The 24,638-nt window shown below is 72.3% G+C and carries 30 protein-coding genes; 15 read left to right on the plus strand and 15 right to left on the minus strand.

The annotated features are described in order from the left end of the window. Positions 1–39: 39 nt before the first annotated feature. Positions 40–1,233: an MFS transporter gene (locus tag J2X63_RS03510; RefSeq protein ID WP_309973946.1), complete on the minus strand. Its 1,194-nt coding sequence runs from the start codon at positions 1,231–1,233 to the stop codon at positions 40–42. Between the two features lie 86 nt (positions 1,234–1,319). Between J2X63_RS03510 and J2X63_RS03515 the strand changes: the two genes are divergently transcribed. The 4 genes from J2X63_RS03515 (at position 1,320) to J2X63_RS03530 (ending at position 4,222) form a co-directional block, all read left to right on the plus strand. Continuing rightward, positions 1,320–1,856 (plus strand): helix-turn-helix domain-containing protein, encoded by a 537-nt coding sequence (locus tag J2X63_RS03515; protein WP_309973948.1) that lies wholly within the window; start codon positions 1,320–1,322, stop codon positions 1,854–1,856. A gap of 54 nt (positions 1,857–1,910) precedes the next feature. Continuing rightward, the gene (locus J2X63_RS03520; protein ID WP_309973950.1) at positions 1,911–2,603 is read left to right on the plus strand and encodes a GntR family transcriptional regulator; all 693 of its coding nucleotides are present in this window, start codon (positions 1,911–1,913) and stop codon (positions 2,601–2,603) included. Positions 2,604–2,648: 45 nt separating this feature from the next. Next, complete coding sequence (locus J2X63_RS03525) at positions 2,649–3,671, plus strand: 1-aminocyclopropane-1-carboxylate deaminase (RefSeq protein WP_309973952.1); 1,023 nt, start codon at positions 2,649–2,651, stop codon at positions 3,669–3,671. A 230-nt stretch (positions 3,672–3,901) separates the two neighbouring features. Continuing rightward, positions 3,902–4,222: a hypothetical protein gene (locus J2X63_RS03530; RefSeq protein WP_309973954.1), complete on the plus strand. Its 321-nt coding sequence runs from the start codon at positions 3,902–3,904 to the stop codon at positions 4,220–4,222. A gap of 198 nt (positions 4,223–4,420) precedes the next feature. Here J2X63_RS03530 and J2X63_RS03535 read toward each other — a convergent pair whose 3' ends face one another. Next, positions 4,421–5,218, minus strand: a complete 798-nt coding sequence (locus tag J2X63_RS03535; RefSeq protein ID WP_309973956.1) for a DUF4239 domain-containing protein — start codon at positions 5,216–5,218, stop codon at positions 4,421–4,423. 146 nt (positions 5,219–5,364) lie between these two features. On the opposite strand from J2X63_RS03535, the gene J2X63_RS03540 reads away from it, so the two are divergent. Next, positions 5,365–6,129: an SDR family oxidoreductase gene (locus J2X63_RS03540; RefSeq protein WP_309973958.1), complete on the plus strand. Its 765-nt coding sequence runs from the start codon at positions 5,365–5,367 to the stop codon at positions 6,127–6,129. Between the two features lie 86 nt (positions 6,130–6,215). Here J2X63_RS03540 and J2X63_RS03545 read toward each other — a convergent pair whose 3' ends face one another. After that, positions 6,216–6,797 carry an XRE family transcriptional regulator gene (locus tag J2X63_RS03545; protein WP_309973960.1) on the minus strand — a complete coding sequence of 194 codons (582 nt, stop codon included), beginning with the start codon at positions 6,795–6,797 and terminating at the stop codon, positions 6,216–6,218. Between the two features lie 71 nt (positions 6,798–6,868). On the opposite strand from J2X63_RS03545, the gene J2X63_RS03550 reads away from it, so the two are divergent. From J2X63_RS03550 to J2X63_RS03565, 4 genes are all read left to right on the plus strand, one after another. Continuing rightward, positions 6,869–7,828, plus strand: coding sequence for an NAD(P)/FAD-dependent oxidoreductase (locus J2X63_RS03550; RefSeq protein ID WP_309973962.1), 960 nt, complete (start codon positions 6,869–6,871; stop codon positions 7,826–7,828). A 100-nt stretch (positions 7,829–7,928) separates the two neighbouring features. Further along, on the plus strand, positions 7,929–8,219 hold the full coding sequence (locus J2X63_RS03555; protein ID WP_309973964.1) for a DUF4287 domain-containing protein: 291 nt from the start codon (positions 7,929–7,931) through the stop codon (positions 8,217–8,219). Positions 8,220–8,370: 151 nt separating this feature from the next. Further along, positions 8,371–8,580: a DUF3072 domain-containing protein gene (locus J2X63_RS03560; protein ID WP_309977778.1), complete on the plus strand. Its 210-nt coding sequence runs from the start codon at positions 8,371–8,373 to the stop codon at positions 8,578–8,580. 11 nt (positions 8,581–8,591) lie between these two features. Further along, positions 8,592–9,572 (plus strand): GNAT family N-acetyltransferase, encoded by a 981-nt coding sequence (locus J2X63_RS03565; protein WP_309973966.1) that lies wholly within the window; start codon positions 8,592–8,594, stop codon positions 9,570–9,572. Positions 9,573–9,832: 260 nt separating this feature from the next. Here the strand turns inward: J2X63_RS03565 and J2X63_RS03570 are convergent, their stop codons facing one another. The 3 genes from J2X63_RS03570 to J2X63_RS03580 form a co-directional block, all read right to left on the minus strand. Then, a complete protein-coding gene (locus J2X63_RS03570; protein WP_309973968.1) occupies positions 9,833–10,546 on the minus strand; it encodes a CoA pyrophosphatase in 714 nt (237 codons plus the stop codon). A gap of 5 nt (positions 10,547–10,551) precedes the next feature. Next, positions 10,552–10,719, minus strand: a complete 168-nt coding sequence (locus J2X63_RS03575) for a hypothetical protein (RefSeq protein ID WP_309973970.1) — start codon at positions 10,717–10,719, stop codon at positions 10,552–10,554. A 326-nt stretch (positions 10,720–11,045) separates the two neighbouring features. Continuing rightward, positions 11,046–11,615, minus strand: a complete 570-nt coding sequence (locus J2X63_RS03580; protein ID WP_309973972.1) for a TetR family transcriptional regulator — start codon at positions 11,613–11,615, stop codon at positions 11,046–11,048. A gap of 106 nt (positions 11,616–11,721) precedes the next feature. On the opposite strand from J2X63_RS03580, the gene J2X63_RS03585 reads away from it, so the two are divergent. The 3 genes from J2X63_RS03585 to J2X63_RS03595 all read left to right on the plus strand — a co-directional run bounded on the left by J2X63_RS03585 (position 11,722) and on the right by J2X63_RS03595 (position 15,005). After that, the gene (locus J2X63_RS03585) at positions 11,722–13,164 is read left to right on the plus strand and encodes an MFS transporter (protein WP_309973974.1); all 1,443 of its coding nucleotides are present in this window, start codon (positions 11,722–11,724) and stop codon (positions 13,162–13,164) included. An 82-nt stretch (positions 13,165–13,246) separates the two neighbouring features. Beyond that, positions 13,247–14,077 (plus strand): hypothetical protein, encoded by an 831-nt coding sequence (locus J2X63_RS03590; protein ID WP_309973976.1) that lies wholly within the window; start codon positions 13,247–13,249, stop codon positions 14,075–14,077. A gap of 160 nt (positions 14,078–14,237) precedes the next feature. Next, a complete protein-coding gene (locus J2X63_RS03595; RefSeq protein ID WP_309973978.1) occupies positions 14,238–15,005 on the plus strand; it encodes an alpha/beta hydrolase in 768 nt (255 codons plus the stop codon). Positions 15,006–15,067: 62 nt separating this feature from the next. Here the strand turns inward: J2X63_RS03595 and J2X63_RS03600 are convergent, their stop codons facing one another. Further along, entirely contained in the window at positions 15,068–15,889 is an 822-nt protein-coding gene (locus tag J2X63_RS03600; RefSeq protein ID WP_309973980.1) for an alpha/beta hydrolase, read from the minus strand. Between the two features lie 120 nt (positions 15,890–16,009). Next, positions 16,010–16,588: a TetR/AcrR family transcriptional regulator gene (locus J2X63_RS03605; RefSeq protein WP_309973982.1), complete on the minus strand. Its 579-nt coding sequence runs from the start codon at positions 16,586–16,588 to the stop codon at positions 16,010–16,012. Between the two features lie 61 nt (positions 16,589–16,649). On the opposite strand from J2X63_RS03605, the gene J2X63_RS03610 reads away from it, so the two are divergent. Beyond that, positions 16,650–17,684 carry a GlxA family transcriptional regulator gene (locus J2X63_RS03610; protein ID WP_309973983.1) on the plus strand — a complete coding sequence of 345 codons (1,035 nt, stop codon included), beginning with the start codon at positions 16,650–16,652 and terminating at the stop codon, positions 17,682–17,684. Positions 17,685–17,717: 33 nt separating this feature from the next. Here J2X63_RS03610 and J2X63_RS03615 read toward each other — a convergent pair whose 3' ends face one another. From J2X63_RS03615 to J2X63_RS03635, 5 genes are all read right to left on the minus strand, one after another. After that, a complete protein-coding gene (locus J2X63_RS03615) occupies positions 17,718–18,188 on the minus strand; it encodes a GNAT family N-acetyltransferase (protein ID WP_309973986.1) in 471 nt (156 codons plus the stop codon). A 51-nt stretch (positions 18,189–18,239) separates the two neighbouring features. Beyond that, on the minus strand, positions 18,240–19,058 hold the full coding sequence (locus tag J2X63_RS03620) for a CPBP family intramembrane glutamic endopeptidase (protein WP_309973988.1): 819 nt from the start codon (positions 19,056–19,058) through the stop codon (positions 18,240–18,242). Positions 19,059–19,134: 76 nt separating this feature from the next. After that, positions 19,135–20,718 carry a carboxylesterase/lipase family protein gene (locus J2X63_RS03625; protein ID WP_309973990.1) on the minus strand — a complete coding sequence of 528 codons (1,584 nt, stop codon included), beginning with the start codon at positions 20,716–20,718 and terminating at the stop codon, positions 19,135–19,137. An 84-nt stretch (positions 20,719–20,802) separates the two neighbouring features. After that, positions 20,803–21,192: a hypothetical protein gene (locus J2X63_RS03630; RefSeq protein ID WP_309973992.1), complete on the minus strand. Its 390-nt coding sequence runs from the start codon at positions 21,190–21,192 to the stop codon at positions 20,803–20,805. After that, the gene (locus J2X63_RS03635) at positions 21,189–21,812 is read right to left on the minus strand and encodes a glyoxalase (RefSeq protein WP_309973994.1); all 624 of its coding nucleotides are present in this window, start codon (positions 21,810–21,812) and stop codon (positions 21,189–21,191) included. The genes J2X63_RS03630 and J2X63_RS03635 overlap by 4 nt, the downstream gene beginning before the upstream one ends. A gap of 80 nt (positions 21,813–21,892) precedes the next feature. On the opposite strand from J2X63_RS03635, the gene J2X63_RS03640 reads away from it, so the two are divergent. After that, on the plus strand, positions 21,893–22,291 hold the full coding sequence (locus J2X63_RS03640; protein WP_309973996.1) for a hypothetical protein: 399 nt from the start codon (positions 21,893–21,895) through the stop codon (positions 22,289–22,291). 3 nt (positions 22,292–22,294) lie between these two features. Here the strand turns inward: J2X63_RS03640 and J2X63_RS03645 are convergent, their stop codons facing one another. Further along, a complete protein-coding gene (locus tag J2X63_RS03645) occupies positions 22,295–22,987 on the minus strand; it encodes a hypothetical protein (RefSeq protein WP_309973997.1) in 693 nt (230 codons plus the stop codon). A gap of 195 nt (positions 22,988–23,182) precedes the next feature. Continuing rightward, positions 23,183–24,067, minus strand: coding sequence for a hypothetical protein (locus J2X63_RS03650; protein WP_309973999.1), 885 nt, complete (start codon positions 24,065–24,067; stop codon positions 23,183–23,185). A 120-nt stretch (positions 24,068–24,187) separates the two neighbouring features. On the opposite strand from J2X63_RS03650, the gene J2X63_RS03655 reads away from it, so the two are divergent. Continuing rightward, entirely contained in the window at positions 24,188–24,610 is a 423-nt protein-coding gene (locus J2X63_RS03655) for a nuclear transport factor 2 family protein (RefSeq protein WP_309974001.1), read from the plus strand. Positions 24,611–24,638 lie beyond the last annotated feature (28 nt).

Below are 24,638 nucleotides of genomic sequence, written 5' to 3' on the forward strand. Positions count from 1 at the left end.
CCGGGCGCCGACATCCGCGACCCGGGCGATGACCAAGAGTTACGCGGATGCGACCAGGGCACCACGCCTCCGCCCGGCGTTCGCCACCACGAGCGCTGCGACGCCGAGCAGGAGGATGACCGGCGCCCCGATCTCGAGCGCGACCTGCAGGCCCGCGGTCGTGGCGAGCACGCCGAGCCCGAGCGCCGCGACCGCCTGCACGAGGTAGCCCACGACGTAGGCCGCCGAGATCACGGCCGCGCGATGGTGGACGGGGGCGCTGCCGGTGACGAGGCCGAGCCCGCCAGAGAACATGAGGCTGTAGCCGGCGCCTGCCACGAGCGATGAGGCGATGAACGCCGCGAGCGAGTGGTCGAGCCCCGCCACGATGAGGAGGCCGAGCCCCACGAGCGCGAGCAGCGGACCGAGCGTGACGGCGACGCGCGGGCGCAGCGGCCGGGCGAGCACCGCCACCACGCCGATCGTCACCGCCGAGATGGAGATGATGGCGCCGTTGACGAACGCGTCGTCGCTGCGCACGAGGTCGCGGGCGATCTGCGCGCCGAGCGCGAGGAAGATGGCGCCCATCGCGTAGGCCGCCGAGATGCCGAGCGTGCCGGCCGTGAACGCTCCACGCTCCTCACGCGGCATCCGGGGCCGTCGCGGTCGCCACGTGCCGGATGCCTCGTCGCGGGTATGCCGCGGCAGGGCGAACACGAACGCGCCGACCAGCACCGTGACCGCGGTGAGCACCCAGAAGCTCAGGTGCAGCGGGGCCGGCGCGTACTGCACGAGGGCTCCGCCGACGATCGTCGCGAAGGCGAGCCCACCGGCGGTGGCCGCCGTCGTCGCCGAACTCGCACGGCGGGCGCCGTCGCGGCCGCCGAACTCGACCATGGCAGCGGTGGCGGGGCTCAGCGAGAGTCCGACGCCCACGCCCATGAGGGCGCGTCCGACGAAGACCCAGGCGAGGTCGGGAGCGAGCCCGAAGGCGACCGATCCGGCGGTGAGCGCGGCGAGCCCCATGAGGATGACCGCCCGGCGGCCGATGACGTCGGACAGGTTGCCGAACACGATGAGCACCGGCACGAGCACGAGCGGGTAGATCGCGAAGATCGCGGTCGTCACCGACGGCGGCAGCTGCCACTCCGCCGCGTAGAGCGGGTACACGACCGTGGGCGCGGCGCTCGCCCAGAGCGCGAGTCCGGCGACGGATGCCGCGGTCCAGAATCCTGCGCGATCCGATAGAGCCATGCGTGCCGCCTCCCGATTGCCTGAGTTGGATTCACCAAGTTAGCATGCTGGATCCGCATTTCCTAGTCAGTTGGTATGCTGGAGGCATGGAACGTGAAGCGGATGCCACGGCCACCGCCGTCGGCGAGCCGGCGGATGTCGCGACGGCCGCCCTCCGCGGCGACGACCCCCGCGCTGCCGTCGAGCGCTGCTCGATCGCCCGCAGCCTCGAGGTGCTCGGCCAGAAGTGGTCGCTGCTCATCGTGCGCGAGGCGATGTGGGGCCGCACCCGATTCGCCGAGTTCCGCTCCCGCCTGGGCATCGCGCCCGACGTGCTCACCGACCGCCTCGGGCGGCTCGTCGAGGGGGGCATCCTCGAGCGTCGGCCCTACCGCGACGAGGGCGAGCGCGAGCGCGAGGAATACGTGCTGACGGATGCCGGGCGGGCCCTCCTGCCGGTCCTCGCCGCCATGAGCGCCTGGGGCGACGAGCACCGCCCGAGCGGCTTCGGGCCCGCCGCCCTCTACACCGACCGCGACTCGGGCGCTCCGCTGCGCCTCGCGTTCGTCGACGCCGACGGCGTGGAGCGCGACCCCGCGGGCGTCGCCGTCGTACGCGGACCCGGCGCGCGACCGCTCGCGTAACCGCTCGTGGCGGCGGCCTTGACATGCGCCGCGGCATCCGCTGCAATATATTGCATGCCACTGACCGCCCCACGCGCCGTCGCGCGCCCGAGCTCGCTGCGCGACTACGCCTACCGCGAGCTGCGCGACGCGATCGTGAGCGGCGAGCTCGCCCCCGGCGAGCGCCTGCGCGACCCCGAGCTCGAGCAGTGGCTCGGCGTGAGCCGCACGCCGATCCGCGAGGCGATCGCGCGGCTCGAGATCGCCGGGCTCGTGCAGACCCGCCGGGCCAAGCAGACCGTCGTCGCTCCGCTCGACACCCGCGCGGCGCTCGCGGCGCAGCGCATCGCGGCCGCCCTGCACGAGCTCGCGGTGCGCGACGCGGTGCCGCAGCTCATCGACGCCGACCTCGAGGCGATGCGCAGCGCGAACGACCGCTTCGCCGCGGCGCTCGATGCCGACGACGTGGAGGCCGCGATCTCCGCCGACGACGACTTCCACGGCGTCGCCGTGCGCGCCGGCGCGAATCCGCTGCTGCCGGGCCTGCTCGAACAGGTCACGCCGCTCCTGCGACGGCTCGAGCGTGCACGGTTCGGCTCGCTCGCCGGGCGCGGCTCCGTCGCCGACCACGCCCGCATCATCGAGCTCTGCGCCGACGGCCGAGCCGACGAGGCCGGTGCCGCCGCCCGCGAGAACTGGTCGACCCTCGGCCGGCTCCTGCACCTCGACGACGACGAGCCGTCCGTCATCGCCACGACGCGCGCGTAGCGGCATCCGTCGCCCGTCTCAGACCACCCCCACCAGAGGAGCACCATGGCACTCGCCGACTTCCCACGCCACCCGCTGACCTTCGGGCCGAGCCCGGTGCATCCGGTGAACCGCCTGAGCGACCACCTCGGCGGCGCGCGCATCTGGATGAAGCGCGAGGACGTGAACAGCGGCCTCGCCTTCGGCGGCAACAAGACCCGCAAGCTCGAGTACCTGGTGCCCGACGCGCTCGCGAAGGGCGCCGACACCCTCGTGTCGATCGGCGGCGTGCAGTCGAACCACACCCGGCAGGTCGCCGCGGTCGCCGCGCACCTCGGCCTGCGGGCGGTGCTCGTGCAGGAGCACTGGGTCGACTGGCCCGATGCCGTGAACGATCGGGTCGGCAACATCCTGCTGTCGCGGCTCATGGGCGCCGACGTGCGACTCTCCCCCGCCGGGTTCGGCATCGGCTTCAAGGACTCGTGGCGCCAGGCGATCGCCGACGTCGAGGAGCGCGGCGGCACGCCGTACGCGATTCCGGCCGGGGCATCCGATCACCGGCTCGGCGGGCTCGGCTTCGCGAACTGGGCGCACGAGGTGGCCGCGCAGGAGCGCGAACTCGGCGTGTTCTTCGACACGATCGTGGTGTGCTCGGTCACCGGATCGACGCACGCCGGCATGATCGCCGGGTTCGCCGACCTGGAGCACAACTTCGGCGGACCGCAGCGGCGCGTCATCGGCATCGACGCCTCGGCGAAGATCGACGAGACCCGCGACCAGGTCGCCCGCATCGCCCGCAGCACCGCCGCGCTCATCGAGGTCGGACGCGAGCTGCGCGACGACGAGATCACCGTGCTCGAGGGGTGGGCGGGCGACCTCTACGGGGTGCCCGTGGAGTCCACCGACGAGGCGATGCGGCTCACCGGCCGCCTCGAGGGCGTCATCCTCGACCCGGTCTACGAGGGCAAGTCGATGGCGGGGCTCATCGACCTCGTGACGAGCGGCGAGATCCCTCGCGACGCGAACGTGCTCTACGCGCACCTCGGCGGCCAGCCCGCGATCAACGCCTACAGCGGCCGCTACCACTGAGCTGAGCGGATGCCACGGGTTGAGCGGATGCCGCGGTGCAAGCGGATGCCGCGGCTCGACGGCCGCGTGCGAGCTCGCCGAGATGACCCAAATCGACCTTCGCGGGCGCCGAAAGGGTCGATTCGCGTCATCTCGAGCCTCAAGGCCAGCACGCGGCGGAGCGAGCGCGCGGCGGGGCGAGCGGATGCCGGGGGCGGGCGCGTGTCGGCGGGGCGCCGTATCGTCGAGGCATGGATGAGCGCACGCGCGGGCGCGAGCAGCTGGCCGAGGCGGCGGGCGACCTCGTCGCGCGGCCCGACGTGGGCGTCGGCCGCATGTTCGGCTCCGAGGGCTACTCGGTCCGCGGCAAGCTGTTCGCGTTCGTGGCGAGCGACGGGCGCCTCGTCGTGAAGCTGCCGTCCGAGCGCATCCACGAACTGGCGCTCGACCACATGATCATGCGCGGCAGTCCGATGCGGGAGTGGGCGGCCGTGCCGTTCGACGCCGGCGCCGACCGCTGGCGCGAGCTCGCCGAGGAGGCGTGGGCCTTCGTGGGTTCGATCACGGCGTGACCTCGGGCTAGCATCGGTGCACCCCCGGCACCCCGCCGCGCCGTGAGAGAGGACGCCCATGCCCGTGTTCCATCCCGATCTCGCGGCCGGGCGGTTCATCCCGCCGTTCTCCTTCGGCCCTCGGCTCGCCCGAGGGCTTTCCCTTGCGCATCATGCGGGCGCTGCGGGCGGGCCTCGCCATCTCGTGATTGCCGCCCGCTACTGGTCGGGATTGTCGATGATCTGCTCGAGCACCCGTTCGTAGGCGCCCGACCCGACCGAGATCGCGCCCTCGTAGGGGTGGTCCATGTCGGCGGTCACGTAGATCACCAGCCCGATGAACAGGGCGAGGAGTCCCGCCATCAGCAGGTGCAGCCGGGCGCTTCGCACGGCGATGAAGGCGATGAGCACCGCGTTCACGGCGGCGCCCACCCAGATCACGAGCCAGAACAGCGGCGGCAGCGCCAGGGCGGTGGCTTCGATGCGCGCACGGCGGGACTCGATGAAGGAGTCGAAGGTGGCGAGCACCTGGTTGAATTCGGCCTGCTCGTCGCCGGGCTGCGCCTCGATCTGGTGGAGTCGCGCCTCGAACTCGTCGACCTGGCCGTCGCTCGCCTCGGGGAGGAGGCCCACCTCCTGCTGTGGGAAATCGATCTCGATCACGGCGTGCATGTAGTCGTCGAGCGACTGCCGCATGGGCTCCCCGTCCTCGGCGGGCAGTCCCGACGTGGCGCGGTACAGGGCTCCGACATCCCCGGCCTCCTCGATCGTGGCCTGGCGGGTGGAGGCGAAGTTCTCGTAGACCGAGACGGCGACGAGCGCGAGCAGGATGCCGAAGAACACGCCGAAGGTGCCGATCACGTGGGCGAGCGCGCGGTCCCACTCCTTCGTGTCGTCGACGAACCGATGCACGACCGGCCGGAGGCCCACGACGATGAGGCACGAGACGAGCACGAACGCGCCGACGAACAGCGGCATGGTGATCCACACGCTGCTGCTGTAGAACCAGTTCAACATCGGCGCCCCTCCCCCGAGGTGCGGAACTGCGGATGCCGGACGAGGTGGTCCGATCGACGTTCAGCCTAGGGATTCGGGGCGTCTCGCGCATCGAATCGACGCGATCAGCGGATGCCGCGTGCGCGCGTTCGACCTACGATGACCCCATGGCCGAGCCGAAGCCAGTCCACGTGGTGACCGGAGCCGCCGGCGGGATCGGCCGGCGGATCGCCGAGGTCCTCGCCGACGAGGGCGCGGCGGTGGTCGTGGTCGACGTGCGTCCGGCGGAGTGGCTCGACGCGGCATCCGGCGCCTCAGTCGTGGGCGATGCGGGCGACCCGGCGGTGCTCGAGCAGGCGCTCGACCGCGCACGATCGTTCGGCGAGCTGCGCGGCTGGGTGAACAACGCCGCGGTGTTCCACGACGCCTGGCTGCACGAGGCCGGCGGCGAGGCGACGCTCGACCTCGTGGCCCAGAACCTCCGGCCGGTGCTGGCCGGCGCGGCGGCGGCGATCGACGAGTTCCTGCACACGGGCGTCGCCGGCGCGATCGTGAACGTCTCCTCGCACCAGGCCCAGCGCGCCGTGCGCGGGGCGCTGCCCTACGCCACGGCGAAGGCGGCGATCGAGGGCCTGACGCGCGCGATCGCGGTGGACTACGGCGGCCGCGGCATCCGCTGCAACGGCGTGGCCCTCGGCTCGATCGTGACCGAGCGCTACACCGCGCACCTCGACGAGCTGTCGGTCTCGAGCCGCGCGTCGTTCGAGGCGCAGGTGCGCCGGCTGCATCCGCTCGGCCGCCCGGGCGAGCCCGCCGACGTCGCGCGCGTGGTCGCGTTCCTGCTGTCGGATGCCGCGGGCTTCGTCTCGGGGGCCGTGATCCCGGTCGACGGGGGCCGCGCGGCACGCGGCGCCGACCCCGAGGAGCGCTGACCTCCGCCAGTGGCTGCGGTGTGCGGCATCCGCTGCCGACGCGGCTGCACGCGGCATCCGGTGCTCGAATCGCCCGGGGCGCAGGCTCAGGACGCGCCGGTCTCGCGAAGGTGCACCCGCTCGCCCTGGCGGCTGAGCAGGTTGATGATCTCGGCGGGCTCGGTCGAGGCGCTGGCGTGCCCGTGCGGCACGCGCGTGTCGAACTCGGCGGCCTCGCCCGCCTCGAGCACGATCTCGTCGTCGCCGAGGGCGAGCCGCACGCGGCCGCTGAGCACGTAGATCCAGTCGTAGCCCTCGTGGGCGCGCTGCGCGATGGGCTCGTCGGGCGGATGTCCGGGCAGCACCATCTTGAAGGCGTGCACGTCGGGGTTGTCACGCGTCAGCGGGATGATCGCCCGTCCGGCGCGGTAGAACGGCTTCGGGTGCACGCGCGGGTCGGCGATCTGCGGGGCGCCGACGAGGTCGTCGAGGCTCGCCTGGTAGACCGCCGCCAGCCGGATCAGCAGGTCGAGGGTCGGCTTGCGGCCGCCCGACTCCAGGCGCGACAGCGTGCTGACCGAGATGCCGGTGTGCTCCGAGAGCTCGGCGAGGGTGAGTCCGCGCCGGGTGCGCAGCGCGCGCAGCCGTGGGGCGACGCCGTCGAGCACACCGTCGAGGTCGTCGGGCATGTGCACGCCTCCTTTTGCCGTACCGGCAAACCATGTTGCCAGCCCGGCGCCCCCTCCGCAGCATGGGAGACATGCAGAACTCGTGGGATGTCATCATCATCGGCGGCGGCAGCGCGGGGCTCAGCGCCGCCCTCATGCTCGGGCGCGCGCGGCGCCGCGTCCTCGTGCTCGACGCAGGAGCGCCGCGCAACGGCGTCGCCGCCCACATGCACGGCGTGCTCGGCCGCGACGGCTGGTCGCCGCTCGACCTGCTCGCCGCAGGCCGCGACGAGGTGCGGCGGTACGGGGTGGTCGTGGAGTCGGGCGAGGTCGCTGCTGCGGGGGCGGGCGCGGGCGCGACGCGGGTCGCCAGCGGCTTCGAGGTCGTCGCGGGCGACGGCACCCGCCACCTCGCCAGGCGCCTGCTCGTCGCCACCGGCGTGCGCGACGGCCTCCCCGAGCTGCCCGGCCTCGCCGAGCAGTGGGGATCGGGCGCGGTGGTCTGCCCCTACTGCGACGGGTGGGAGGTGCGCGACCGCCGCATCGGCGTGCTGGCCGCCGGCCCGATGGCGCTGCACCAGGCGCAGCTCCTGCGCCAGTGGTCGCCCGACGTCACCTACTTCGTGAACGGCACGGAGTTGCCGGCCGACGCGTACGCGGCACTCGTCGCCCGCGGCATCGGCGTGGAATCGCGTGAGGTCGTGCGGGTCGTCGCAGACGAGCACGGCCGGCTCAGCGGCATCCGTCTCGCCGACTGCGCCGAGGTGCCGATCGACTCGCTGTTCCTGCAGCCGTTGCCGCTGCCGAACGACGCGGTACTGCGCTCGCTGGGCGCGGCGACGACCGAGCAGCTCGGCGTCGACTGGGTCGCGGTCGACGCCGACGGCCGCACGAGCGTGCCGGGGCTCTGGGCGGCGGGCAACGTGGTCTCGGCGCGCACGTCGGTGCCGATCGCCTCGGGCGCCGGCAACGCCGTGGGCGCGGCGATCAACGCCGATCTCGTCGACGAGGAGATCCGCGAGGCGCTGGCCGCCGGCGTCACGGTCGTCTGAGCGAGTTTCGATGCAGATCGAAACGCTGGCATGGCGGATGCTGCAGCGCGAGGCTCGTGCATGGCACACCCCACGCACCTGCCGACGAGAGGACCACCGCATGTCGTTCCAGGCCTACCTCGACAACATCGAGACGAAGACCGGCCTCACGCCGCGCCAGTTCATCGAGCTCGCGCACGAGCGCGGCTTCGACGAGACCACCAAGGCTGCGCCGATCGTGGCGTGGCTGAAGGAGGACTACGGACTCGGCCAGGGGCATGCGATGGCGCTCGTGCACGTGATCACGAAGGGGCCGCAGATCAGCACGAAGCACGTCGGCACCGACGGCGCGCACAGCGACGCATCCGACACCCTCTGGCTCGACGGGAAGGCGACGAACCCGAACCCATGAGCGTGGGCGCGACCACGCCTCCGCGGCGAATGCAAGCCCCTGCAGCGGCGGGGGTCTGTCCTCGTAGCATCGCGGCATGACCGACCAGAATGCCGCCAGCAGCCAGCCCGACGACACCGAGGACGACGGCCTCGTCGAGGCATCCGACGAGATGCTCGGTACCCGCGGAAGCGGCGACGACGCCGCCAGCAAGGACCCGTCGGACTGGGTCACGGGCGACGAGCCGATGACCGCCGCGCAGCGCAGCTACCTCGACACGCTCGCACGCGAGGCGGGCGAGGAGGTCCCCGCCGACCTCACGAAGGCCCAGGCCTCGGCGGAGATCGAGCGACTGCAGCGGCTCACCGGTCGGGGGCAGTAGCCTCGACACGCATGCGACACCTCACCGACGACCCCACCACCCTCGCAGACTCGCCCGCCGACGTCACGATCCGCCCCCTGACGGACACCGACGAGCTCGAACTGTTCAATCGCATCCCCTACCCGCTCAACGACGAGCTCGCCGACGACCTCGCCGGTGGACGGCGCCGGCTCGACTGGATGTGGGTCGCGGTGCGCGACGGCCGGCTCCTCGGGCGCGTCGCCTGGTGGACGAACGCCGAGGGTGCCGAGCCGCAGCAACTCGACATCTTCGACGTCGACGACGAACTGCCCGACGACGGCATCCGTGCGGTCGGCGCGGCGCTCCTCGAGCGGGCCGCCGCCCACGTGCTCGCGGGCGTCGACACGCCACCCGAGTTCGCGCGCTACCTCCCCGGCGACTGGCGCGACGACCCCGTGCAGCGGCGGGGCACCGAGCTTCGCATGGAGCTGCTCGAGCACACCGGCGCCCGCTTCGTCGTGGAGCGCCTGCGCCTGGAATGGACTCCGGGCACTCCGATCGCCGCACCCGATGGCCGCCTCACGTTCCGGCCGTTCACCTCCGACGCCGAGTTCCTCGATGTGACGACCCGCGTGCTGACCGGCACGCTCGACGCCCACAGCGTGGAGGAGCTCGCCAAGCGCTCACCCCGCGAGGTGGCCGAGGCCTGGTACGACGACGAGTTCGCCCGCTACACCACGCCCAGGGAGTGGTGGCGCGTCGCGGTCGACGACGCGGGCGCGATCGTCGGCTTCGTCGTGCCGGCCCGCAATGCCTACCATCCGATCATCGCCTACCTCGGGGTGCTGCCCGAGCATCGCGGTCGTGGCTACATCGACGGCATCCTCGCCGAGGGCACCCGGGTGCTCCACGAGGCGGGAGCCACGCACGTTCGCGCCTCCACGGACGTGGGCAACGTGCCCATGGGCGCGGCGTTCGCGCGGGCGGGATACGTCACCTTCGAGCGGCTGGTGAACATGGCCTGGAGCTGAGCCGCGGCCACCGCGGCTGACGCCCCGAGCACCGCGTGAGCGCGCACTCGAGCACGCGGCATCCGCGGCTCACGCCGCACACCACGTGAGTGCGCACCGATTGACGTTCTCCTTCGCGGCAGCGGTGCCGAAGTACCGAAGTACCGAAGGATCGCGAAGCGAAGCACGTTTCAGGGTTCGCCGGGGCGAGTCGCTCCGCGTCGGTCGCCACCGATGGCTTGCTCGGCACTCGGTAGGGTCGGGCCGCCAGCCGGCGCGGATCACCGCGTGAGGTCGTCGCGTTCGACGATGCGCCCGGCGTCCCAGGGCTCGGCCCAGCCGAGCTCGTCGAACATGCGCGACAGCACCAGCGCCGTGAAGCCCCACACGATGCGGCCGCCCACGGTGAAGGCCGGGGACCGGTAGGTGTGGTCGCCGAGGGTGTACACCGTGATCGCGCGGTTCGCGGGCTCGAGCAGGTCGGCGACCGGGATGCGGAACACGTCGACGGACTCGTCGTGGTCCACCGCGACCACCTCGCTCGGATGCGTCCACCACGCGGGCACGGGCGTGACGATGTGCCGACTGACCGGCACCGCCATCTCGGGAAGCGTGCCGAGCGGTTCGATGCCCCCGGGGTCGAGCCCGGTCTCCTCGACCGCCTCGCGCAGGGCGCCGGCGACGGGTCCGTCATCGGATGCCTCGAGCCGCCCGCCCGGGAACGCGATCTGTCCTGCGTGGCTGCCGAGGGTCGCCGCGCGGCGCAGCAGCAGCACGTCGAGGTCGCGGGCGACGGGGCCGTCGGTGCGCGCGGGCACGTGGTCGAGCACCCCGAACAGCACCAGCACCGCCGCAGGACGCAGGCTCGAGACATCCCAGAGGCCCTGCGGCATGTCGGCGTTCCACTCGAGGCCGCGTTCGCAGAGGGCGACGAGCTCGGCGCGGGCGGCGCCGCCCGGAACGGCTGCAGCGGCCGACGGCGGCTCGCCGGCCATCGTGCTCAGTAGTCCTCCCGCGCCTCGCGGAGTTCGCGCACGTCGTCCTCGGTGTCCTGCCACGCCTCGAGCGCGGCCACGAGTTGGCGTTCGAGCCACGCGGCATCCGTCACCTCGCCGGCAGCTCGCAGCTGCGCGATCCGCTCGGTCGCCGTGCCCTTCAAGTCGTCCATGACTCCACCCTTCGCTCGGCGTGCGGTCGCGCGTCCAAGCGCGGCAGCGGCCCGTCTCGGGCCCGCACCCCAGCCATCCTGCCAGCCCGCACCGCCCGCGTCACGGGGTCCCACGGCATCCCCGTGGTTCGCGCTGGAATCCCGTTCACGCAGCGGAATCCACCGCACCGGGGATTCCCGTACGCCAACGGGATTCCCCCGCAATGGGCGGGCGCCCGAAGGCAACGAGGTGGCGCGTGGCGCGCGGGCGGTGGCGCGAGCACGTGGGTGGGTGGGCGCCGGGAGTGGGGCGCGCGAGCACCACGGCGCACCCGCGCCCGCGGGTGTCAGCGCGTGCGAAGCCCGTCGAGCGCCAGGTCGACGACGCGCTCACGCTGGCCCGGCGTGGGGAACGCGACCCCGGCGACCCCGGCGACGAGGCGCACGGCGTCGTCGATCGCGATGTCGTCGCGCACGAGGCCCGCCGACTGGGCCCGCCGCAGCAGCGGCTCGCCCGACTGGTACATGACCTCACGGCAGGTCGCGAGCAGCTCTGAGTCGCGGTTGAGCCCCTCGAGGAGCACCTTCTTGCGGCTCGCATAGTCGGCGAAGCGCCGCAGCCAGGCGGCGAGCGCATCGAACGGCGGCAGGTCTTCGAGCTCCTCTGCGAAGGAGGCAACGCCGGCGACCTCGTCGAGGTACACCGCCTCGACGAGCGCGTCGCGCGTCGGGAAGTTGCGGTACAGCGTGCCGATGCCGACGCCCGCGCGGCGGGCGATGTCCTCGAGCGAGGCGTCGACGCCGTGCTCGGCGAACGCCAGGTTGGCCGACTCGACGAGGGCGTCGAAGTTGCGGCGCGCGTCGGCGCGCGTGGGGCGCCGTTCGTCGAGCAACGCGCGGAGCGTGGCATCCGTCATGAAACACCTGCTTGCAAACCGGAGGGTGCCTCCGCTAAGCTAACCGGAGGCGGCCTCCTATCGGAGGTTCCCTCCAGTATAACTCCTCAGCCCCGAAGGGTGCTTGATGCCAACCTCCACCACTCGCCTCACGTTCATCGCGGTGGCCACGAGCTTCACCGCGGTCGCGAGCCTGCAGTCCCTGATCATCCCCGTGCTGTCGACGATCGGCACGGACCTCGGCGCCGACGCAGTCGGCCAGACCTGGATGCTCACCGCGTGGCTCATCTCCGCGGCGGTCGCCACCCCGCTGCTCGGCCGTGCCGGCGACCTCGTCGGCCGTCGCCGCATGTACCTCCTCGCGCTCGGCGCCGTCGCCGTCGGCTCCGTGCTCGCCGCGTTCGCGCCGAACCTCACCGTCATGCTGCTCGCCCGCGTGCTGCAGGGCCTCGGCGGCGCCGTGTTCCCGCTCGGATTCGGGCTCGTGCGCGACGCCTTCACGCCCGCCCGCCTCGCCGGGGCGATCGGCGCCCTCTCGGCGATCATGGCCGTCGGCTCGGGCCTCGGCACCGTGATCGCCGGTCCGATCTCCGCCGCGATCGGCTGGCGCGGCCTGTTCGCCCTTCCGCTCGTGCTCGCCGGCGTCGGCCTCGTCGTCGGCGTCCGCGGCCTGTCGCGCGCCGCAACCCGCACGGCCGGCCGCATCAACGTCGGCGCCGCCGTGCTGCTGTCGAGCTGGCTCGTCGCGCTGCTGCTCCCGCTCAGCGCGGGCAACCAATGGGGTTGGGGTTCGCCCATCGTGATCGGGCTCTTCACGATCGCGGCCGTGCTCGCCACCGCCTGGGTCATGGTCGAGGTGCGCTCGAGCAACCCGCTCGTCGACATGCGGATGATGCGCCTGCCCGCCGTGTGGACGACCAACCTCACCGCCCTGCTCACTGGCGCCGCCATGTTCGGCATCTGGGCGACGCTCCCCCGCCTCGCCGAGACGCCGACGTCGAGCGGGTACGGCCTCGGCGTCGATGCGAGCACCGCCGGGCTCATCATGCTGCCCATGCTCGTGACCATGGCCTCGGTCGGGTTCGTCGCCGGCCCGCTGAGCCGCGTGCTGCCGTTCGCCGCGCAGCTCACCCTCGGCGCGTTCCTCTCGGCGGCCGCGTCGCTCTCGATCGCACTGTTCCACGACGGCGTCGTGGCGCTCGCGATCGCCGCGGCCGTGCTCGGCCTCGGCACCGGGCTCGTCACCTCGTCGACGCCCAACCTCATCGTGCGCAGCGTGCGCGCCGACCAGGTCGGCATCGCCACGGGCATGAACGCGAACATCCGCACCATCGGCGGCGCCATCGGCACCACCGTGTTCGCGGCCGCGATCGGCGCGGTGCTCGGCGCGGCCGGCCTGCCCACCGAGTCGGGTTACGTGGCGGCGTTCGTGATCGGCGCGGTGCTGGCGTTCCTCGGCGGCTTGGCGCCGTTCCTCGCGCGTGGCCGCACCGGTCGCACCGAGCGGCCCGTCGCCGCGGTCATCCCGATCGCGGAGTCGCCGCTCGTCGAGGCCGCCGAAGCGGCCTGATCGCTGCGGAGCGGCGTCGCGACGCCGGCCTGATCCACGCCTCACGGTGGCGAGCGCGACGCGCGTCGGCCATGCTCGGAGGATGCGCCCTACCGCATCACGCCGATCGTGCCGACCCGTCGCGCTCGTCGCTGCCCTCGCGGCATCCGCAGTGCTCGCCCTGACCGGGTGCAACGCCCTCGCGCAGCTGCGGCCCGACGCCGGGGCGCACGCGGCGGCCCGCACCGCGGTGGCCGACGTGTCACGCGGGCTGTACCGGCACGGCACCGACGTGATCGACGACTACGCACGGTGGGCGGATGCCGCGACCGCCGACTCCGGGGGTGTCGAGCTCGTCGGGGTCGAGCCCTACCCCGGCGCCGTGCACGGCGAGCCGTTCGGGGCGTTGCAGTTCCGGGCGACGGTGCAGCCGACGGAGTACGACGAGCCCTACGTGGCCTGCTTCGAGTCGGAGTTCGACTTCTGGGGCGTCGCGACCGAGGAGTTCGGTGACTGGGACGTCGACGCGGCGGTCGCCCGCGACATCCCGTGCCCACCGGATGCGCACCGCATCGCACCGCCCGTCGACACCCGAACCGAGTTCGTCGTGCCCGACGGCGCCGAGGCGCTCGCCGTGGAGGTGCTCACGAACGCGCCGGCCGCGGCATCCGCCGACCGGATCGTCGCCGAGGTGACCGAGCGGATGCCCCAGCCGACCGGCGAGCGCGAGCAGGCGTTCGAGCCGCGCGCGGCCGTGGTCGACGGTGACATCGGGTTCGCGATGGGCGATGCCGACGACTGCCTGCTCGTGAAGCGCGACGCCGGGGGCGTGCAGGTGCTCTCCGTGCCAAGGGTGCTGCTGCTGCCGGGCGAACTGGGCTGCTCGCCGGAGACCGCGCTGCGGCCCGAGGAGCAGCTGCGCTCACCGCACTGAGCCACCGGCGCCCGCGGCTGATGTCCGATTCCGCGCGATACCCGGCCGCTCCGGGAGGGCGGCGTGCGGTGCGGCGCAGCGAGGCTGGACGCAACCGGGAACGCGACGCGATGGCAGGCAGGCCGTCGACGGTCGAGTCCCGTCGTCTCGAAGGAGTTCCATGTCCACCAGTCCCACGATCGTGCTCGTGCACGGCGCCTTCGCGGACGCCGCAAGCTGGGCGCCCGTCACCTCCCTGCTGCTCGAGCAGGGCCACGCCGTGCGCGTGCCGCCGGTGTACAACCGCAGCCTGTCGGCCGACGCCGCCTCGGTGCGCGCGTTCGTCGAGCAGATCGACGGCCCGGTGCTGCTCGCCGGCCACTCCTACGGCGGCGCGGTGATCACGGTCGCCGGCGTGGCCGAGAACGTCGTCGGTCTCGTCTACGTGTCGGGCTACGCGCTCGACGAGGGCGAGAGCCTGGGTCAGCTGCAGGGCGGCTTCCCCGACTCCGACCTGGCCGCGAACCTCGTGTACACGCCCTACCCGGTCGAGGGCGGCGAGCCCGGCACGGATGTCTCGGTCGCCATCGACGCCTTCCCCGCGGTCTTCGCGGCGGGCGTGCCCGAGGCGACCGCCCGCGTGCTCGCCGTGTCGCAGCGCCCGCTGGCAGCCTTCGCCTTCGGTGAGCCCGCATCGGATGCCGCGTGGAAGACGAAGCCCGGCTGGGGCATCGTCTCGAGCGCCGACCACACGATCAACCCCGACGTGGAGCGCTTCGGCTACACCCGCGCCGGGCTGCGCTCGGTGGTCGAGATCGACGCGCCGCACCTGGTGATGCAGACCAACCCCGCCGAGGTCGTGGCCGTGATCACCGGCGCGCTCGCGGAGCTGGCCGGGGAGGCCGGCGCCGCCGCCAGCTCGGGGGCGGAGCACCGCGTCGCCTCCTGACCCGTGCAGACACGAACGCGGCCGCCTTCCATCCGAAGGCGGCCGCGTTCGCATCGTCCGACTCAGCCGGCGATGAACTCCAGGATGTCGCGGTCGAGCTCCTCCTGGTAGGCGCCGAAGATGCCGTGGGGGGCGCCCTCGTAGACCTTGAGGGTGCCGTGCTTCACGAGCTCGACGGTCTTCAGCGCTGCGGCGGCGATCGGGACGATCTGGTCGTCGCTGCCGTGGGCGATGAAGATCGGCACGTCGAGGGCCTTGAGGTCCTCGGTGAAGTCGGTCTCGGAGAAGGCCTTGACGCAGTCGTAGGCGGCGGTGAGGCCGGCGTTCATGCCCTGGCGCCAGAAATCGTCACGGGCGCCCTGCGACACGGCGGCGCCCTCGCGGTTGAAGCCGAAGAACGGCAGGGAGAGGTCCTGGAAGAACTGCGAGCGGTCCTTCAGCACGTTGGCGCGGATGTCGTCGAACGCCTCGATGGGCGTGCCCTCGGGGTTGGTGTCGGACTTCACCATCACGGGCGGCACGGCGCCCGCGGTGATGACCTTCGCGACCCGGCCGGCGCCGTGCTGTGCGGCGTAGCGCACGACCTCGCCGCCGCCCGTCGAATGCCCGATGACCACGAGGTCGCGCAGGTCGAGCGCCTCGACGAGTTCGGCGAGGTCGCGGGCGTAGGTGTCCATGTCGTTGCCCTGCCACGGGCGCGACGAGCGGCCGTGGCCGCGGCGGTCGTGGGCGATGGCGCGATAGCCGTGGTCGGCGAGCAGCTTCTGCTCGACCGCCCAGGCGTCGGAGCTCAGCGGCCACCCGTGGCTGAGGATGACGGGCTGGCCGGTTCCCCAGTCGGAGTAGTGGATGTCGGTGCCGTCGGACGTGGTGAAGAAGGGCATGCGCGCTCCCGGTTCGTGGTGATGGACATGGGTCTTCTCCACTCTGCGCCCATCGGGCGACGGATGCCCCGCCGCAGCGGCCGCCCGTCCCTCGATTCGGGACAGGTTCGGCCCGGTCGTTCAGGCGACCGGCAGCAGCGCCTCGTACTCGCGTGCGACGGCGCGCAGCTCGGGCGCGGGCGTCTGCAGCCGACTCGCCTGGATGAGCCCCTGGGTCACGAGCAGGATCTGCGCGGCGAGCAGCTCGAGCTCCGCCCGGTCGGCGGCGACCCGCTCAGCGGCGAGGCGCTCCTCGATCGCGGCCTGCATGCCCGTGGTCGCCTGCTGGCAGAGTTCGAGCACGCGGGGTTCGCGTGCGCCGAACTCGGCGAGGCTGTTGAGCATGAGGCATCCGCGCCGTCCGGGCTGGTTGGCGCAGTCGGCGATGATCGCGTCGAACAGCGCACGCACGGCGTCGGCCGCCGATCCGTCGGTGGCCATGGCGGTGCGCACGAGCTCGATGCGAGAGCGGCAGTAGGACTCGAAGATGACGAGGAAGAGGCCGAGCTTGCTGCCGTAGGCACCGTAGATGCTGCCGTTGCCGACCCCGCTCGCCTCGGCGATGTCGCCGATCGCGGTGCGTTCGTAGCCGTGCGACCAGAACGCCTGCAGTGCCGCGGCGCGCAGTGCGTCGTCGTCGAAGCTTCGTGGCCGGGCCATCCCACCAGCTTACAAGCCGTGTCGACTGGTATTGGAGTGCAGAATCCAGAATGATGGGTGCATGACCCGCGCAGTGTCGATCGTCCCGTCCGGCCGCAGGCGCCGCATCGGCTTCCTCCTCTTCGACGGCGTGAAGGCGCTCGACTACGTGGGGCCGGCCGAGGTCTTCGTCGAGGCGAACCAGGCCGTCGACGACTATGAGATCCTCCTCCTGTCGCCGACGGGTGACGACGTCACCACCTCGCTCGGGAGCCGCGTCTCGGTGCACACCTCGGCGCGCGACGCGGGCGACCTCGACACCCTCGTCGTGCCGGGCAGCGAGCAGTCGCCCTCGGTCTTCGTGCGCGATCCGCTGCTCTCGGCCGCGGCCGACCTCGCGTCGCGCAGCCGGCGCCTCGTCTCCGTCTGCAGCGGGGCGTTCGTGCTCGCCGCGCTCGGCGTGCTCGACGGGCGCCGCGCCACGACGCACTGGAAGTTCGCCGACGACCTCGCCCGGCGGCATCCGCGCATCGACGTGCAGCCCGACGCGATCTTCGTGCGCGACGGCGACGTCGCCACCTCGGCAGGAGTCGCGGCCGGCATCGACCTGGCACTCGCGATGGTCGAGGACGACCATGGCAGCGACGTCGCGCGCCAGGTCGCACAGTTGCTGCTCGTGTACCTGCAGCGGTCGGGCGGCCAGTCGCAGTTCTCGGCGTCGCTGCGGGCGCGCGCCCCGCAGCACAGCATCGTTCGCCAGGTCACCGACCTCATCGACGCCGACCCGGCGCGCAGCTACACGGTGGCCGCGCTGGCCCGCCACGCGAACGTGAGCGTGCGGCACCTCAGCCGGCTGTTCCGCGAGGAGCTCGGCGCCTCCCCCGCCGAGTACGTCGCCGGGCTGCGGTTCGACCTCGCCAGGTCGCAGCTCGAGAGCGGATGCTCCGTGGCGCAGTCGGCGCTCGACGCCGGCTTCCCGAGCGCCGAGGCCCTGCGCCGCGCGTTCATCGCCCGCCTCGGCATCTCGCCGTCGCAGTACCAGCGCCGGTTCCGCACCACCGCCCAGGAGTCGGCGGCGACGGATGCCCCGGTGCGCGCGCTTCGCCCGACCGGCTGAGCTCCCTCGGCGTCAGCGCCGCCCGGGTGCCGGCTACCGGAGCTCGAGCGTCATGAAGACGCTGTGCGGGTCGAGGGCGTAGTCGCCGAACGGCCCGGTCTCGCTGAAGCCGTACTTGGCGTACAGCGCGCGGGCGGGCGCGAAGAAGTCCTGCGACCCCGTCTCGAGGCTCACCCGGCGGTATCCGCGTCGCCGCGACTCGGCGAGCACGTGCTCGAGCAGGCGGGCGCCGAGCCCACGGCCGCGCGCCGCGGCATCCGTTCGCATCGACTTGAGCTCGCCGTGCTCGGGGTCGAGTTCCTTGAGGGCGACGCAGCCGAGCACGTCGTCGCCGTCGGCGATCGTCCAGAAGGTGACGCCGGATGCCGCGAGCGCCGACACGTCGAGGGCGTGCACGCTCTCGGCCGGCGAGGTCGCGAACATGTCGTCGAGGTGGTCGGTGAGCAGGCGGATCACGCGCTCGTCGGTGAGGTCGCCGATCTGGATGTCGATGGTGCTGGTCACCTCATGAGTCTCGCAGGCGCCCGTTTCGAGGTGGTTTCGTCGCGACCTCGATCAGCTCGCCGCGACGGCGGCGGTGGTGATGACCGAGATGGTGATGAACACCCAGTCGTTGATGATGTGCGCGCCCGCAGAGACCCAGAGGTTCTTCGTTCGGATGAACGCGAGCGTCAGGGCGATGCGCGCGGAGCCGATGATGAGGAAGGCCTGCGCCCAGTTCCAGTCGTAGGTGGGGAGGTGTGCGGCGCCGAACCACAGCGCAGAGATGATCCACGCCAGGACGACCGCCGTCTTGCGCGAGACGCCCGCCTTGGCGAAGAGGAAGTACATCAGTGCGAGGAATGGCAGGACGACGAAGACCTCCTCGCCGATGAGCTGGATGCCGCTGCCCACGTAGAGGGCGACCGTCTCGGCGACCCCGGCCGAACCGGCATCCGTGATGACGGTGTTGGGCGCGACCGGGAACACGAGCGCCACGAGCGCGCCGATGATGAACGTGAGCGCGATGTTGAGGGCGGCGAAGAAGAACATGTTGCCGACGTCGACGAGCCGGACCCGACGGAAGATCGCGGTCCAGTGCCGGCCCGCCACGAGGGCGAGCACGGCGAGCGGGATGATGACGAACAGCGCCCGCGGCAGGATCGCCACGACGTCGTTCGGCTGGGGGATGAAGATGAGCGCGAGGAATCCGATCGCGACCGACACCCACACGATGATCCACTTGCCCACCGAGAGCTCGACGGGCTCGCCGTTGTAGAAGGGGAAGTCCCGGCCATCGCGGCGCTCGATGAGCCGACCGAAGCGGTCCTTCTCGGTCAGCGGGCGGATGCGGCCGCCCGGAATCGTGGCGGCCGCTGTGGGCTCGGTCGTCATGTGCTCCCCCTCGTGTCAGCGTCCCGCACGCGACGCTCCACCGAGTCTGGCAGATGCCGCGTGGCGCTCGGCTGCCTCAGCCGGCCAGTGACGGCGCGAACGCGGTCCATGCCCGTCGGCGCTCGCTGCGCGGGTCCGACTCGACGCGATCGGATGCATCGATCACGAGGGTCGATCGCGCGAGCTCCTCGTAGCGCGGCCAGCCCGGCCCGGGGGCACCGGTCTCGGCGAAGTGCAGCCAGTGCTGCCGCATCCGTTCGCCCGCCGCGGCGTACTGCTCATTGCCGCCGAGCGACGTGATGACTCTTGCGAGCGGGACATCGGTGCGGTCGAACAGCGCGAACATCTCGACCCCGTGCGTCGCGTCGAGCCCGACCAGCGTGAGCAGGCGTGGCGCGAAGTCCCACCGGTACGACCAGACCGGGCCGTGACGCGAGCACGCATCGGCGATGCGGGTGCTCGGGAACCAGAAGCCGTAGTCGCCGCCGAAGTCGGCAGCCGGTCGTCGGGCGGGGAGCTCGGGGTAGGCGTCGCGCATGGCCCGCCGCGCCGCCCCGGGAGCGCGCGCGAAGACATCGCTGATGCGCTTCGGGGTGCGCGGCAGGATGTCGACGCGTCCGCGGAAGATCGATCCCTCGCGGTCGTTGGTCCCGATGATGAGCGGCACACGGTGCGCCCGCCCGTCTCGGAAGGCGACGAACGGCCGCTCCGGCACGATGTCGCCGTCGATCACCGGAGCGAAGCAGAACGCGCCGGCGTAGACATCGGGCGTGCGCACCTGGAGTTCGACCGAGGCGGCCACGAGTTCGTCGGCGTTCGACTCCGTCAGGAGCTGCTGCGCGGTCGCCGTACCCACGTCGAGCGCGCCGGGCTGATTCCGCGTCGCCCGCTCGCGCTCGACCTCCCGCAGGATGGCGACGTACTCCGCCGCCCACCTCCCCGTCAGTTCCGGCGGATAGACCGCGTCGGGCGGCGGGCTCTGCGCGATCGCCCCGACGAAGAGTCCTCGCGCCGACGGCGTGGTCATCAGCGTGGTGACCGCGTTCCCGCCCGCCGACTCACCGAACACCGTGACGCGCTCGGCGTCCCCGCCGAACGCGCCGATGTTGTGCCGCACCCACTCGAGCAGGGCGACCTGGTCGCGCAGTCCCAGGTTGCGATCGAACGGCCGTTCCTTAGTGCCGTACCGGGTGAAGTCGAGGTAGCCGAGCGCTCCGAGCCGGTAGTTGAAGCTCACGTACACGACGCGTCCGCTGCGCACGAACCCCTCGCCCTGGCCCGAGAAGTCCCTCGAGGAGCCCGCGCTGTAGCCGCCGCCATGGATGAACACCATCACCGGCAGCAACGGTCCGCCGGGTTCGCGCGCCGGCGCATGCACGTTCGCGGTGAGGCAGTCCTCATCGGCGACGACCGCGTTGGGCAGCACGCGCGGCCGCCGCGTCACCCGGGCCTGCGGGGCGACGGCGCCGTAGTCCGAGGCGTCGCGAACCCCTGGCCACGGATGCACCGGGGCCGGCGCCCTGAACCGCAGCTCGCCGACCGGTGGGGCCGCGTACGGGATGCCGCGCCAGGCGAGCACCTCGCCCTCGCGGACTCCGCGCACGACGCCCCCGGTGACGCGAACCTCGAGCCGGTCGTCCGTTCCGGGGTGTGCGGTCATGCCCGCGTGCACCTCATCCACGCCATTCAAGCCCTGCGGCGGCCGCGCCGCCACTGCTGTGCGCGAAGACGGTGCCGCGAGCGATCAGCGACCGAGCAGGTCGTTCAGCCAGCCGGGCCCGGCGACGAGGGCCGCCTCGGGCAGGCGCGCCCGCAGGCCACGATCGGCCGTCACGACGATCACGCGCTCCCCCGCGGCATCCCACTCATCTGCCGTCGCCGCGATCGCGCTGTCGCCGTCAGACGGCGCACGCACCAACTCGATGCCCTCGGGGGCGGCGACCGACTTCGCCTGGCCCTCCACGACGGCCACGATCCGCTCGAGCACCACCACCGAGCCATCGGGCGCCGCGACGGCTCGACCGACGAGCGCGGGCATCGGCGCGAGCAGCCGGGCGGCGGCGCCCGCGCGGTCCTTCCACCAGCCGTCGGGGCGCGAGCCCATGACGTTGGCCACGTCGACCACGAGGGTCACGCGTCGGCGCTCACCTCGGCGGGCGCCCATGCGAACCCGTCGGGGTCGGTGAGGGCGCGGCTCCCGCCGCCGATGACGATGCGATGCGAACCACTGCCTTCGGGCGCGACCCCGGCGGACTTGGCGAGCGCGCGGCGCTTGTAGAGCCCCAGCGAGATCGGGCTCCTCGGCATGTCGAAGTCGACGTAGGAGCCGAAGCTCTTGCCCACCTTCAGGCCGAGGTCGGTGTAGAACTTCCTGCTCGCGCCCACGTCCTCGACGCCGAGCAGGAGCACGACGGACTCGATGTCGCGGGTGGCGGGCCCGGTGTCCTTCTTCGACGAGGTCGCGAGGTTCCAGATGGACCCGTCGGGCGCCTGGACGACTCCGCCGAAGCCCCACATGGACTTCGCGGCCGGCTTGAGCACCGTGGCGCCCGCCGCGATCGCCGAGTCGTAGAAGCTGAGGGCGTCGGCGGGCTGCGCCACGGTGATGGAGAGGGTGTATCCGCGGAAGCCCGTCGTCGGGGCATCCGTTGCCCGGAACCGGATGCGGTCGCCGAGCCCGAAGGCGGCGTCGGAGAAGCGCTGGGCGGCCGCGATGTCGGCCACCTCGAGGGTGATGAAGTCGATGCTGTTCATGACCATCACGCTACGGATGCCGCCCACTCGGCTGCTTCTTCGTTCCTGCTCGGTCACCTCGGCGCCACTATCCTGACGGCGTGACGTCATCGCCCACTCCCGCCCGCCGCCCCATGCGCGTCATCCTGCTGGTGGTGTGGGCCGCCGTCGCGCTCGCGGCGGCGATCGGCGTGCTGTTCGGGGCGCTCACGGCGGCGCTCAACGGCGCGGGCTTCGAGACGACCGTGTCGGATGCAACGCCGCTCTTCGTGCTGTGCCTCATCGCAAGCGTGGGCGCCGGCGTGTGCGGCATCCTGCTCGGCGGCCGGTGGTGGACGGCCCCGCTCGTGGCGGCGCCCGCGCTGCTCTTCGCGGCGAGCTGGATCTTCAGCGGTCAGTGGGTGTCGACGCCGCTCACCGCGAGCCCGATCGTCACGGCCGCGGGCGTGGTGTGCGTGCTCGTGCTGCCGAGGCGCCGCGCCGCGGCTGTCGCCGGCTGACTGTCAGAGCCGCACCGGGAACGTCAGCATCACGACGAAGCCGGCGAGCGCGACGAGGCCCGCGAGCCCGAGCATGATCCACGCTGCGACGTGGTGGATGTCTCGCTGGGCCATTGCGGTCAGGAAGAGCACCAGGGCGAAGAGCACCGTCAGCAGCGAGTAGTTGTCGCCCCGCTCGGTGTCCTCGAGCGCATCGGTGAATCGCGCTTCCGCGTAGGCGGAGCGCTCGGCGGACTTCTCACTGCCCGGCGGCACGTAGGCGTCGGTGGCGAACGGGCCGGGCTCGACCTCGCCGTCGCTCTGCCAGGCGTCGAAGGCGACGCGGAAGTGCGGCGTGAACCGGGCTTCGATCTGGTCGGCGAGCACTGTGTCGCCCTGCGCCGTCGCCGTGACCCACTCGGCGTAGATGATGAGGTCGATGATCCGCGCCTCCCGGGCCTCGCCGTCGGCATCCGTCGCCTCCACGCGGGCAGCGGATGCCTCGGCGAACGCGATCGCCCGCTCACCGCTCCACTTCGACGCCTGGAACCCGCACCATGCGGTGAGGATCGCGGTCACCGACAGCATCGCCACGGCGACGATCTCGATGAACGGCCGATGCCGCCATCGCGAGACGCGCGCCGGCGCCGCGGCGGGCGGGCCGGACAGCGGCGCTGCGGGTGCGGCCGGTGCCGGGGTCGTCGACTCGTCGCTCATGGCTGCCCTTCGTCGCATCCGACACGATGCTGCTCACACTGGCACAGCCGTGCGTCTCGCTGCCACTGCCGCGGCCCCGCGAGCAGGAATCCCGTTCGCGCGCAGGAATCCCCAGCACTCGGGCTTCCAGTGCGCGAACGGGATTCCAGCGAGTGCGTGTCAGCGGCTCAGTCGACCCCGAGCACCGTGCACCGCTCACCGCTCGGCGAAGTTGCCCTCACCGCAGGGCGGCAGGCTGCTCCAGCCCGGCGTCGCGGTCACGTACCGCCGGCAGATGTCGCCGCCCAGGTACACCGTGCCGTACTCGCCCTCGTCCTCTTCGAGTTCGATCGACGTGACGACGAACGGACCGTCGGGGCCCGAGACCGGCATTCGCCGCTCAGCACTCCCGTCCCACACCGTCAGCTCGAGCTCGACTTCGCAGATCGACCCGGAGAAGTCGGGCACCAGGTCGACGACGAGCGGAACCTCCTCGTCGTGGGCGAGGGTGATCGTGCGTTCGGGGAAGTAGTTTTGCGGAGTGCCGCTGGGGTCGTACGCGTAGGCATCCGACGGCCCGTGCCCGACATCGACGTTCATGACCTCGGACGCGACTCCCGCCCCGCGGCCGGTCACCATCCGCACCAGCGTTCCCCTCGAGATGGGCTTGCACGTCTCCTTCGTCGTCACGTCGGTGACCCGCACTTCGCCGGTGCGGTTGCCCGTCAGGTACAGCGTGACCTGCTGCGCCCCGGAGACGCGGCCGTGCTCGTGCGCCTGGAGCCACCCGACCTGCGCATCGGCGTCGAGCCCCGCGAGCAGGTCGAGCTCGCTCGACGTGAGCGTGGCGCCCCGCGGAAGGACCACGTCGTCGGTACCCGCCTCGCCGTCGACCCTGACCTCGACGGGCTCGCCCTGCGAGTCGACCGCCACGGTCGCGAACCATCCGAACCCCTGCGTGACCGCGCCGGCGATGACGGTGGCGAGTGCGGCCGCGACCACACCGCCGATCCAGACTCCAGCTCGGCGCCAGACCGGCCTCAGATCGGTGGTCGGGCCGGTCTCGTGCGGCTGCTCGCGCTCGCCCTGTTCTCCTGGCATGACTGCATCTCACGGGTCGCTTCAGATCCTAATCCTGAGCGTCGCTCGCGTTATCGGTGTCCGCCCTGATCCGCTCATCCGACCCTCGCGGCGCGTGGCCGAGGGGAGGATGCTGAACCCATGAATGACCGTGAGGATTTCCTGATCTGGGTGCACACCTCGCTCGCGGAGGCCGAACGAGCTCAGTTCGACGGCGACGACCGCCTGAGACGCGCGATCTGGTCGAGTGAGGAGCCGGTGAGCGTGCTCGGGGCGTGGCGCAACGCGACGAGCCGTCACGAACTCGTGGAGGCGTTCGAGGTGCTCGCGTCGAGCTTCTCGGACTGCACCGCCTACTCGTTCGACTTGATCTCGTTCGACCTCCGCGGCGACATGGCGTACACCGTCGGCTACGAGCGCATCTCGGCGTCGATGGACGGCACGCCGCGCACGTTCACCCTGCGCGCCACCCAGGTCTACCGTCGCGAGGGCGGGGAATGGCGGGTCGTGCACCGGCACGCCGACGCCCTCGGGTCGTCGACCTCGCCTCCGCCCGCTGCCTGAATCCCGGAATGGACCCGCGCCGGCTCGC

The sequence above is a fragment of the Agromyces sp. 3263 genome (assembly GCF_031456545.1).
Taxonomy (GTDB): Bacteria; Actinomycetota; Actinomycetes; order Actinomycetales; family Microbacteriaceae; genus Agromyces.

What these genes read in the sequence shown, in the direction of transcription:
- J2X63_RS03510 (WP_309973946.1), bottom strand. Translation starts at nt 1,233, where the DNA reads ATGGCTCTATCGGATCGCGCAGGATTCTGGACCGCGGCATCCGTCGCC.
- J2X63_RS03515 (WP_309973948.1), top strand. Translation starts at nt 1,320, where the DNA reads ATGGAACGTGAAGCGGATGCCACGGCCACCGCCGTCGGCGAGCCGGCG.
- J2X63_RS03520 (WP_309973950.1), top strand. Translation starts at nt 1,911, where the DNA reads ATGCCACTGACCGCCCCACGCGCCGTCGCGCGCCCGAGCTCGCTGCGC.
- J2X63_RS03525 (WP_309973952.1), top strand. Translation starts at nt 2,649, where the DNA reads ATGGCACTCGCCGACTTCCCACGCCACCCGCTGACCTTCGGGCCGAGC.
- J2X63_RS03530 (WP_309973954.1), top strand. Translation starts at nt 3,902, where the DNA reads ATGGATGAGCGCACGCGCGGGCGCGAGCAGCTGGCCGAGGCGGCGGGC.
- J2X63_RS03535 (WP_309973956.1), bottom strand. Translation starts at nt 5,218, where the DNA reads ATGTTGAACTGGTTCTACAGCAGCAGCGTGTGGATCACCATGCCGCTG.
- J2X63_RS03540 (WP_309973958.1), top strand. Translation starts at nt 5,365, where the DNA reads ATGGCCGAGCCGAAGCCAGTCCACGTGGTGACCGGAGCCGCCGGCGGG.
- J2X63_RS03545 (WP_309973960.1), bottom strand. Translation starts at nt 6,797, where the DNA reads ATGCCCGACGACCTCGACGGTGTGCTCGACGGCGTCGCCCCACGGCTG.
- J2X63_RS03550 (WP_309973962.1), top strand. Translation starts at nt 6,869, where the DNA reads ATGCAGAACTCGTGGGATGTCATCATCATCGGCGGCGGCAGCGCGGGG.
- J2X63_RS03555 (WP_309973964.1), top strand. Translation starts at nt 7,929, where the DNA reads ATGTCGTTCCAGGCCTACCTCGACAACATCGAGACGAAGACCGGCCTC.
- J2X63_RS03560 (WP_309977778.1), top strand. Translation starts at nt 8,371, where the DNA reads ATGCTCGGTACCCGCGGAAGCGGCGACGACGCCGCCAGCAAGGACCCG.
- J2X63_RS03565 (WP_309973966.1), top strand. Translation starts at nt 8,592, where the DNA reads ATGCGACACCTCACCGACGACCCCACCACCCTCGCAGACTCGCCCGCC.
- J2X63_RS03570 (WP_309973968.1), bottom strand. Translation starts at nt 10,546, where the DNA reads ATGGCCGGCGAGCCGCCGTCGGCCGCTGCAGCCGTTCCGGGCGGCGCC.
- J2X63_RS03575 (WP_309973970.1), bottom strand. Translation starts at nt 10,719, where the DNA reads ATGGACGACTTGAAGGGCACGGCGACCGAGCGGATCGCGCAGCTGCGA.
- J2X63_RS03580 (WP_309973972.1), bottom strand. Translation starts at nt 11,615, where the DNA reads ATGACGGATGCCACGCTCCGCGCGTTGCTCGACGAACGGCGCCCCACG.
- J2X63_RS03585 (WP_309973974.1), top strand. Translation starts at nt 11,722, where the DNA reads ATGCCAACCTCCACCACTCGCCTCACGTTCATCGCGGTGGCCACGAGC.
- J2X63_RS03590 (WP_309973976.1), top strand. Translation starts at nt 13,247, where the DNA reads ATGCGCCCTACCGCATCACGCCGATCGTGCCGACCCGTCGCGCTCGTC.
- J2X63_RS03595 (WP_309973978.1), top strand. Translation starts at nt 14,238, where the DNA reads ATGTCCACCAGTCCCACGATCGTGCTCGTGCACGGCGCCTTCGCGGAC.
- J2X63_RS03600 (WP_309973980.1), bottom strand. Translation starts at nt 15,889, where the DNA reads ATGCCCTTCTTCACCACGTCCGACGGCACCGACATCCACTACTCCGAC.
- J2X63_RS03605 (WP_309973982.1), bottom strand. Translation starts at nt 16,588, where the DNA reads ATGGCCCGGCCACGAAGCTTCGACGACGACGCACTGCGCGCCGCGGCA.
- J2X63_RS03610 (WP_309973983.1), top strand. Translation starts at nt 16,650, where the DNA reads ATGACCCGCGCAGTGTCGATCGTCCCGTCCGGCCGCAGGCGCCGCATC.
- J2X63_RS03620 (WP_309973988.1), bottom strand. Translation starts at nt 19,058, where the DNA reads ATGACGACCGAGCCCACAGCGGCCGCCACGATTCCGGGCGGCCGCATC.
- J2X63_RS03625 (WP_309973990.1), bottom strand. Translation starts at nt 20,718, where the DNA reads ATGACCGCACACCCCGGAACGGACGACCGGCTCGAGGTTCGCGTCACC.
- J2X63_RS03635 (WP_309973994.1), bottom strand. Translation starts at nt 21,812, where the DNA reads ATGAACAGCATCGACTTCATCACCCTCGAGGTGGCCGACATCGCGGCC.
- J2X63_RS03645 (WP_309973997.1), bottom strand. Translation starts at nt 22,987, where the DNA reads ATGAGCGACGAGTCGACGACCCCGGCACCGGCCGCACCCGCAGCGCCG.
- J2X63_RS03650 (WP_309973999.1), bottom strand. Translation starts at nt 24,067, where the DNA reads ATGCCAGGAGAACAGGGCGAGCGCGAGCAGCCGCACGAGACCGGCCCG.
- J2X63_RS03655 (WP_309974001.1), top strand. Translation starts at nt 24,188, where the DNA reads ATGAATGACCGTGAGGATTTCCTGATCTGGGTGCACACCTCGCTCGCG.